We start from the raw sequence: 7,540 nt of genomic DNA, 5'->3' as shown, positions 1-7,540 counted from the left end.
GGTATGCGCCCGTCCCGCTGGACGGCCCGCCCGTCCCGGCACCGCTGCGGGTGTCGATGATCACCGACACGGGAGGCGATCCAGCGGACCAGGCGGTAACCGCCGCGGTGCGCCAGGCGGCGGCCCTGCTCGCGGATGCCGGCTACGTCGTGGCAGACGACGAGCCGCCCGCCGTGGAGCGGGCCGCCGAGATCTACTATCAGATCATGGCCGGCTACGGCCGGGCCGCTGAGCGGCTGCCGCCCGTCGAGAGCGTCGCACCGGGTGAGTTCGCCCGTTTCTGGCAGGCCTTCGAGCCGGCCTGGACGGCCGCCGCGGGAGAGCGCGCGTTCGACCCGATGATGGAGCGGGCCGCCATCGCACGCGCCTGGGACACCTCGATGCGGCATGCGCCGCTGATTCTGGCGCCGGTATGCACCCGGCGGGCGTTTCCGGTCGGCGCCGACCTCGACCCGTCGTGGCTGGCTGGCTGGCCGGCGGCCATCAGGATCAGCGTGACCGTGAACCTGCTTGGCCTGCCCGCGGTCACCGTGCCGGCTGGCCAGCACGACGGCCTGCCGACTGGCGTGCAGATCATCGGGCCGCGATTCCGCGAAGACCTCTGCCTGGACGCCGCGGCAGCGGTCGAGGTGGGCGCCGGGTCGCTCACCCCGATCGACCCCCGAACTCAGCTGGCCGCGCGCGGCGTCAGTCGTCGGGAATCTTGAGCAGGAAGAGCCAGGCGTTGGTCACGCCGCCGACCAGGCCCGCCAGCACCGCCGGGATCATCCAGTACAGCCCGCCGCCCGCCTTGAGCAGGAAGGACACCCCGGCCACGGCGACCAGCACGGCGGTCACCAGGTTCGGGGAGGCCCGCTCGATGTAGCGGACGACGACCTGGCCTCCGCCGTCGTGCCCGGCCCGGCGGTCGAGGATGAACAGCGTGACGCCGGCCACCGCCGCCAGCGCGAGCAGTTCCGCGCCCAGGGCCGCACTGGGCTGCGGAGCCGTGAGCAGTATCGCGGCGATCGCCGGCGTCACGAACAGCACCAGAGTCTGCGCGGCGCGGGAGGCGAGACTGCGCGACCTGTTCAGCGCGCCGCTGTGCAGCGACACCGCGACGAACAGTAGCCCCGTCAGCGCCCCGGCCAGGCCGCCCGTCGTGACCGCGAAGTCCCGCCACGCCTGCGGTGCGTACGCCATGGATCAGAACCTTACGCCGCGGGTGGGGCGGCAGCTATCAGCCTGCCGTCCCACCCGCGCTGCCCGCCTGCGCCGCTGCGGCGGGTCGGCGCCTCGGCTGTCAGGAGGCGGTTCCTGGACACGCCGGGGCAAACCATGTCTGTCGCGCTCCGGGGCTGGAGAATAGTGTCAGGACCATGAGCGACATGCTGCCGCTGTTCCCGTTGTCGACGGTGCTGTTCCCTGGAATGCGCTTGCCCCTGCACGTCTTCGAGGAGCGGTACCGGCAGCTCGTCGCCGACCTGCTGACGGGGCCAGAGCCGAGGCGGTTCGGCATCATCGCGATCCGCAAGGGCCGGGAGACGGGTACCGAAGGCGTCACCGCGCTCTACGACATCGGCTGCGTCGCCACCGTCCGCCAGATCGCGGAGCGCGAGGACGGCCGGTACGACCTGCAGACCGTGGGCGCGCAGCGGTTCCGGCTGCTGAGCCTCGACAAGTCGCTGCCGTACTTCCAGGGCGAGATCGAGCCGCTGGCCGAGGAGGCCGGCGATCCCGCGATCGCCGCACGGCTAGCACAGCGTGTGCAGGCGGCGTTCCGCGGCTACCTCAACGCGCTCGCCGACCGGGGCGGCGGGATGATCAACGTCGCCAGCCTGCCCGACGAGCCTGAGCTGCTCTCCTACGTGGTCGGGGCCGCGATGATCATCGACCTACCGGACCGGCAGGCGCTGCTTGCCGCGCCGGACGTGATCATCAGGCTCAAGGCCGAGCGGTCTCTGCTCACTCGCGAGACGGCCATGCTGCGCGCCACCACGTCCCGCCCGGCACCCGATTTCAGCTACGAGCCCTACAGTCAGAACTAGCCCGCTAAGCCGGGTCCGGCAGCCCCAGGACGCGGGCGGCGTTGTCCCGCAGCAGGGCCGGGCTGGCCAGGCCGAGCTCATCCAGCTCGGCGAGACAGCGCTCAGGCGCGATAAAGGGGAAGTCGCTGCCCCACAGGAACTGGCCGGACAGCCGGCCCTTCAGCTCGCGGACGACCTCCGGCGGTATCCGCTTCGGCGACCAGCCGGAGATGTCGATGTAGACGTTGGTCTTGTGCAGCGCGACCGCGATCAGGTCCATCTGCCACGGCCAGCCGAAGTGCGCCGCGACCACGGTCAGTTCCGGGTGCGCGGCCGCGACGGCGTCCAGCTTGAGCGGGTGCGCGTAGTCGATCCTGATGCCCTGGCCGCCTGGCTGCCTGGCGCCGATCCCGCTGGTGCCGGTGTGGAACAGCGCGAGCAGGCCGTGCCGCTCGCAGGCGGCGAACACCGGCCAGTACTTCGGGTCATCAGGGGCGAACGCCTGCAGCGACGGGTGGAACTTGACGCCGCGAAGCCCGAGCTCCGCTATGCGCGCGACCTCGTCCACCGCCGACGGCTTGTGCGGGTCGACCGACCCGAGCCCGGTGAACGCGTCGGGGTACTCCAGGCAGGCGGCGGCGATGGTCTCGTTGGGCACCCGGGGGCGGCCGGTGGCCGTCTCGGCGTCCCAGGCCAGCAGCACCGCCAGCACGTCGAGAGCGCGGTACTTGTCCGCGAGCTCGCCGAGCGACTGCCGCTCGACGGTTGACCGGAAGTACGCCTCCGCCGCCTCGACGTAGCCGTCCATGCTGCCGTCCAGCCAGTCCGGCGTCGGCAGGTGCACGTGAAAGTCGATCGCCCGCATCCCGTCATCGTACGGCGAGACGGGATGCGGGCGCCGGCAGGCTCGCTAGTGCTCGTGGATGATGACGCCGCGGATGTTGCGGCCGGCCATCATGTCCTCGTACCCCCGGTTAACCTCGTCGAGCCGGTACTTGGTGGTGATGAGCTCGTCCAGCTTGAGCTTGCCGGCCCGGTACAGCTCGATCATCCGGGGGATGTCGTCGAACGGGTTCCCGCTGCCGAACAGCGCGCCCTGCAGCCGCTTCTCGAACGCCGTCAGCTCGAAGCCGGAGACGTGCACGGTCTTCGTCGCCAGGCCGCCCATGGCCGTCAGGACGACGATGCCGCGCTTGCGGACCGCCGCGAACGCCGCCGAGACAACTTCCTCGGATGCCACGCCCACCGTGATCAGCGCCTGGTCCGCGCCGACGCCGTAGGTCAGCTGCTGCGCCAGCTCGTGCGCCTCCTCCGCCGACGCCACGGCGTGTGTCGCGCCCAGCGAGAGCGCCGTGGTCCGCTTGAACTCCACCGGGTCGACCGCGATGACGTACCGGGCCCCGGCGTGCGAGGCGCCCTGCACGGCGTTGATGCCGACGCCGCCGACGCCGTAGATGATCGTGGTGTCGCCGGGGTGGACTTCACCCGCCTTCACCGCGGTGCCGTAGCCGGTGGGCACGCCGCAGCCCACCAGCACCACGACGTCGAGCGGCAGGTCGTCTTCCACCTTCACGGCCGACGCCTCGGAGATCACGGCGTACTGCGAGAACGTGCCGAGCAGGCACATCTGCCCGAAGTCCGTCGATCCCTCGTGATAGCGGTACGTGCCGTCGGGCAGGGAGTTGTCCACCAGGAACCGGCCCAGGTCGCACAGGTTGGTCTGGCCGCGGGAACAGAACCGGCAGTGCCCGCAGACTGGCAGCCACGACGTGACCACGTGGTCGCCAACGGCCAGCCTGGTGACACCAGGCCCCACCTTTTCCACGATCCCGGCGCCCTCGTGGCCGCCGACGATCGGGTACCTGACCGGGATATCACCGGTACGCAGGTGGTCGTCTGAGTGGCACAGACCAGAGGCGACGAACCGGACGAGAACCTCATTGGCCTTCGGCTCGTCCAGGTCGAGTTCGACGACCTCGAAGTCCTTGCCCACGTCCCTGAGCACCGCTGCTCGTGTCTTCATACGGACCTGCCTTTTCCCGGGAGAACGTAGTTTGCCAGTCATCATCCGCCCCGCCTGACGGCCCGGTCAATGGTGCCCAAACCTCAATGACGTGGGCCCTTATCTGTGGCGCGGCGGGTGCCACACCCGCACGGTCAGCGTCGTGCCCGCCCTGACGTGCGAGCCCGCGGCAAGGGACTGGCTGACCACGAGCCCCTCCACCGGCATCGGGTCCTGGGTCAGCCGGACCACCGCCAGCCGCAGCCCTGCCATCGTGACCACGTCGCGGCACGGCTGGTAGAACAGCCCGCGCACGTCGGGCACCGTGCGGCCGCGCGGCGGCGGGGCAGGCCGAGGCCTCAGCCAGTCGGACAGGGCCATGGCGGCGCCGCCCAGCATGGCACCGAACCGGCCGCGCAGCAGGTAGAAGGCATCGGTTCCGGGCATCGCCGAGCCAGCGGAACCGCCGAAGTCGGCAGAGCCGCGCAGGCCGTGCTCCCGGTGCAGCCCGATCTCCTCGTCATACGCGCGCCGGCGGCCGGGGTCGCTGAGCACCAGCCAGGCCGCCTCGATCGACTGGCTGGCCCTGGCGGCCGCGGACAGCACGGGGGAGGGGGCACCGTTCAGCAGCTCGGCACGCAGCTGTCCCTTGCGGCCGTCGTACGCCTGTCGCAGCGTGTCAGCGGACGCGCCGGCCGGGACGCCGAGAACGTCGTACCAGGTAATAGCCACCGTTATCCGTCCACTCTGGAGGCGTGCCCCAATCGATGTCTAGCTTGGTTGCGTCGCGCAACTACCGCTGGCTATCGTCGTGGAATGCTTACTTTCCGGTCATCAGGCAGGCGGATCGCCGCCGTGCTAGGCATAGCATGCATCGGGCTGGCCGCCGCGGCCTGCTCAAGTTCATCAAGCTCGTCCTCCTCGTCGGCCACCACAAGCGCGAGCGCGAGTGCGTCGCCGTCGAGCACGAGTACCACGGTGTCGGGCACCGCCAACGTCGCCTACGCGAGTTCGCTCACGTACCTGAACGAGATGGTGGTGAAGCCGGCGTTCACCGCCGCCACCGGGGCCGGGTTCTCGGGCACCGGCAACGCCTCCGGCACGCTCTCGTCGGACATCGCCGCCGGGGAGATCAGCCCCAACGTGTTCGAGTCCGTCGGCGGCGACAACATCACGCCGCTCCAGCCGAAGTTCACCAAGTGGTACATCCAGTACGCCGGCACCTCGATGGTGGTCGCCTACAACCCGAACAGCAAGTACGCGAGCCAGTTCAAGGCCATCGCGGACGGCTCTAAGCCGGTGTGCGACCTGTACACGCTGCTCCAGACGCCAGGCCTCAAGCTGGGCCGCACCGACCCGAACACCGACCCGCAGGGCCGCGACTTCATCTACATGCTCGAGCTCGCCCAGTCCTACTGCCACCTGCCCTCGGACACGGTCGCCAAGATCCTCGGCACCACCGACTTCGGCACGTCGAAGTCCAGCCAGATCTACGCCGAGTCCGCGCTTGACTCCACGCTCCAGTCCGGCCAGCTCGACGCCGCCAGCGCGTTCGTCACCCAGGCGATCGAGCTGAAGCTGAACTACATACCGCTGCCGGAGCAGGTCAACCTGGGCAGCGCCGCGCTGGCAGACCACTACAAGACCGCGAAGGTTACGCTTGAGAACGGAATGACCAAGAGCGGCTCGCCGCAGGTCATCGACATCACGATCATCGGCACGCCGACACCGGCCGGCGAGGCGTTCGTGGCCTACACGCTGTCGGCGCCCGGCCTGGCGCAGTACAAGCAGGGAGGGTTCACGGTGCTCACGCCGACGCTCTTCGGCAGCAAGAGCGACGTGCCCGCGTCCATAGCCAGTGAGCTGGGCACCTAGCCCGCAGGCCGCCGCTTCCGGCGGGGTGATCCGGGACGCCGAGGGCGGGCGTCCCGGACTTCCCCCGGGCGGGAGAGGCGCGTTCGGCAGGCAGGCGCCACGCGTCCGTTCCGTATCGGCAGTTCTTTCTGTAGCGGGGGCGGCGGTCATCTGGATCGCCCTGCTCGGCCCCGTGATCACCCTCCTCACCCACCTGTCCTGGGGCGAGACGCTCAGTGCGCTCACCGGTCCTGGCAACCTGGATCCGCTGATCGTTTCGCTCGCGGCGGGCGGCGTCACGCTCGCCGTGCTGATACTGGTCTGCACACCGCTTTCCTGGATGCTCGCCCGCGGGCGGCTGCCGCTGCCGCGGCTGTGGGAGGCAGGCCTGCTGTGCTCGCTGCTGCTGCCGCCGCTGGTCATCGGGCTGCTGCTGGTATTCATGGTCGGCCCGTACACTCCGATCGGCCACGTGCTGGGCTGGCTGCACCAGGACGCGACCAACACGTTCCTCGCGCTGGTGATCGCCGAGGTGTACGAGTCCGCGCCGTACTACGTGCTGGGCGCGCAGGCTGCGTTCGCCGGTGTGGACACCCAGCTCGAGCAGCAGGCCGGGCTGCTGGGTGACCCGCCGCGGCGGGTGTTCCGCCGGGTAACGCTGCCGCTCGCCGCGCCCGGGCTCGCGATGGCGCTGGCGGTCGCGTGGGCGCGCGCGATAGGCGCGTTCGGGGCGGTGGTGATCATCGCCTACCATCCGTTCGGGATCCCGTTGCAGATCTTCGTGACCCTGCAGGAAACGGGGCTGGCGTCCGCGCTGCCGTTTGCCCTGGTGCTGCTCGTGGTCGCGCTGCCGCTGCCGATGGCCGCCTACGTGTGGAGCGCCCGTGCTGACCGCCGACGTCGAGGTTGACCGCCGCGACTTCACCGTCCATGCGTCGCTGACGGTGGCCGCCGGGGAGCGGGTGGCACTGTTCGGTCCGTCGGGGGCAGGCAAGACGACGGTGCTCGAGACGATCGCGGGCCTGGTCTGGCCGCGCCGCGGCCTGGTGGAGCTGGGCGGCCGGGTGCTCACGTCGACCGGTTCCCCGGCCGTCGAGGTGCCGCCGTGGCAGCGGCGGGTGGGACTGCTGCGGCAGGACCCCGGGCTGTTCCCGCACCTGCCGGTGCGCGCCAACCTGCTGTACGCGCGGTCCGCGGCAGGCGCGGAGCTCACGACGATCGCCCGGCAACTCGGCATCGACGAGCTGCTGCCCGTGATGCCCGCCCGGCTGTCCGGCGGGCAGCGGCACCGCGTGGCACTCGGGCGGCTGCTGCTCGCGCACTGCGACGCGCTGCTGCTTGACGAGCCGTTCGCGAGTCTCGACGAAACCTTGCGGCGCGCTCTCACGGTGCTTGTCAAAGATCTTTCTTCCGAACGTAAGGTGCCGTCCGTCCTCGTCACCCACCAGCTCTCGGACGCGCAGGCCTTCGCGGACCGGCTGCTCGTGATGGACCAGGGCTACGTCTTGCAGGCGGGCGCGCCCGACGAGGTGGTGCTCAGGCCCGCGACCCGCCGCGTCGCGGAACTGGTCGGCTACCTCGGCTTCGTGCCCGCCGCGGATGGCGGGGGTCACGGCTCCGCCGGCAGCCCGGCCGGGAGCGGCGCGGCCGGGAGCGCCGGTTCTGGCGCGGGTGTGGT

Annotated in this window: 10 protein-coding genes; 5 read left to right on the top strand and 5 right to left on the bottom strand. The window is 70.6% G+C overall.

The genetic code is table 11. From position 1 onward, the window contains the following. Positions 1-707 (top strand): amidase family protein (locus WA805_RS17610; protein WP_425242872.1); only part of this gene is annotated, 707 nt, incomplete at its 5' end. Here WA805_RS17610 and WA805_RS17605 read toward each other — a convergent pair. Then, entirely contained in the window at positions 688-1,182 is a 495-nt protein-coding gene (locus WA805_RS17605) for a hypothetical protein (RefSeq protein WP_422281342.1), read from the bottom strand. The genes WA805_RS17610 and WA805_RS17605 overlap by 20 nt on opposite strands. Positions 1,183-1,358: 176 nt before the next feature. On the opposite strand from WA805_RS17605, the gene WA805_RS17600 reads away from it, so the two are divergent. Next, positions 1,359-2,027: an LON peptidase substrate-binding domain-containing protein gene (locus WA805_RS17600; protein WP_422281340.1), complete on the top strand. Its 669-nt coding sequence runs from the start codon at positions 1,359-1,361 to the stop codon at positions 2,025-2,027. Between the two features lie 4 nt (positions 2,028-2,031). Here WA805_RS17600 and WA805_RS17595 read toward each other — a convergent pair whose 3' ends face one another. The 4 genes from WA805_RS17595 to WA805_RS17580 all read right to left on the bottom strand — a co-directional run bounded on the left by WA805_RS17595 (position 2,032) and on the right by WA805_RS17580 (position 4,997). Further along, positions 2,032-2,871 carry an amidohydrolase family protein gene (locus WA805_RS17595; protein WP_422289852.1) on the bottom strand — a complete coding sequence of 280 codons (840 nt, stop codon included), beginning with the start codon at positions 2,869-2,871 and terminating at the stop codon, positions 2,032-2,034. 45 nt (positions 2,872-2,916) lie between these two features. Next, a complete protein-coding gene (locus WA805_RS17590) occupies positions 2,917-4,029 on the bottom strand; it encodes an NDMA-dependent alcohol dehydrogenase (protein ID WP_422281336.1) in 1,113 nt (370 codons plus the stop codon). 99 nt (positions 4,030-4,128) lie between these two features. After that, on the bottom strand, positions 4,129-4,740 hold the full coding sequence (locus tag WA805_RS17585; protein ID WP_424564222.1) for a PASTA domain-containing protein: 612 nt from the start codon (positions 4,738-4,740) through the stop codon (positions 4,129-4,131). A gap of 71 nt (positions 4,741-4,811) precedes the next feature. Beyond that, entirely contained in the window at positions 4,812-4,997 is a 186-nt protein-coding gene (locus WA805_RS17580; RefSeq protein WP_422337492.1) for a hypothetical protein, read from the bottom strand. Between WA805_RS17580 and WA805_RS17575 the strand changes: the two genes are divergently transcribed. The 3 genes from WA805_RS17575 to WA805_RS17565 form a co-directional block, all read left to right on the top strand. After that, positions 4,987-5,883, top strand: a complete 897-nt coding sequence (locus tag WA805_RS17575; RefSeq protein WP_422281330.1) for an extracellular solute-binding protein — start codon at positions 4,987-4,989, stop codon at positions 5,881-5,883. The genes WA805_RS17580 and WA805_RS17575 overlap by 11 nt on opposite strands. After that, positions 5,867-6,772, top strand: a complete 906-nt coding sequence (locus WA805_RS17570; protein ID WP_422281328.1) for an ABC transporter permease subunit — start codon at positions 5,867-5,869, stop codon at positions 6,770-6,772. The genes WA805_RS17575 and WA805_RS17570 overlap by 17 nt, the downstream gene beginning before the upstream one ends. Beyond that, positions 6,747-7,540 (top strand): ATP-binding cassette domain-containing protein (locus WA805_RS17565; RefSeq protein WP_425242871.1); only part of this gene is annotated, 794 nt, incomplete at its 3' end. The genes WA805_RS17570 and WA805_RS17565, both read left to right, overlap by 26 nt.

The sequence above is a fragment of the Trebonia sp. genome (assembly GCF_049794275.1).
In the GTDB taxonomy this organism is placed as follows: Bacteria; Actinomycetota; Actinomycetes; order Streptosporangiales; family Streptosporangiaceae; genus Trebonia.
Note: the sequence above shows the minus strand (reverse complement) of the source record. Positions and strands in the feature narration are given on the sequence as shown.

Bases quoted from the DNA above. Each gene is read 5' to 3' on its own strand.
- WA805_RS17605 (WP_422281342.1), bottom strand. From the start codon at position 1,182: ATGGCGTACGCACCGCAGGCGTGGCGGGACTTCGCGGTCACGACGGGC.
- WA805_RS17600 (WP_422281340.1), top strand. From the start codon at position 1,359: ATGAGCGACATGCTGCCGCTGTTCCCGTTGTCGACGGTGCTGTTCCCT.
- WA805_RS17595 (WP_422289852.1), bottom strand. From the start codon at position 2,871: ATGCGGGCGATCGACTTTCACGTGCACCTGCCGACGCCGGACTGGCTG.
- WA805_RS17590 (WP_422281336.1), bottom strand. From the start codon at position 4,029: ATGAAGACACGAGCAGCGGTGCTCAGGGACGTGGGCAAGGACTTCGAG.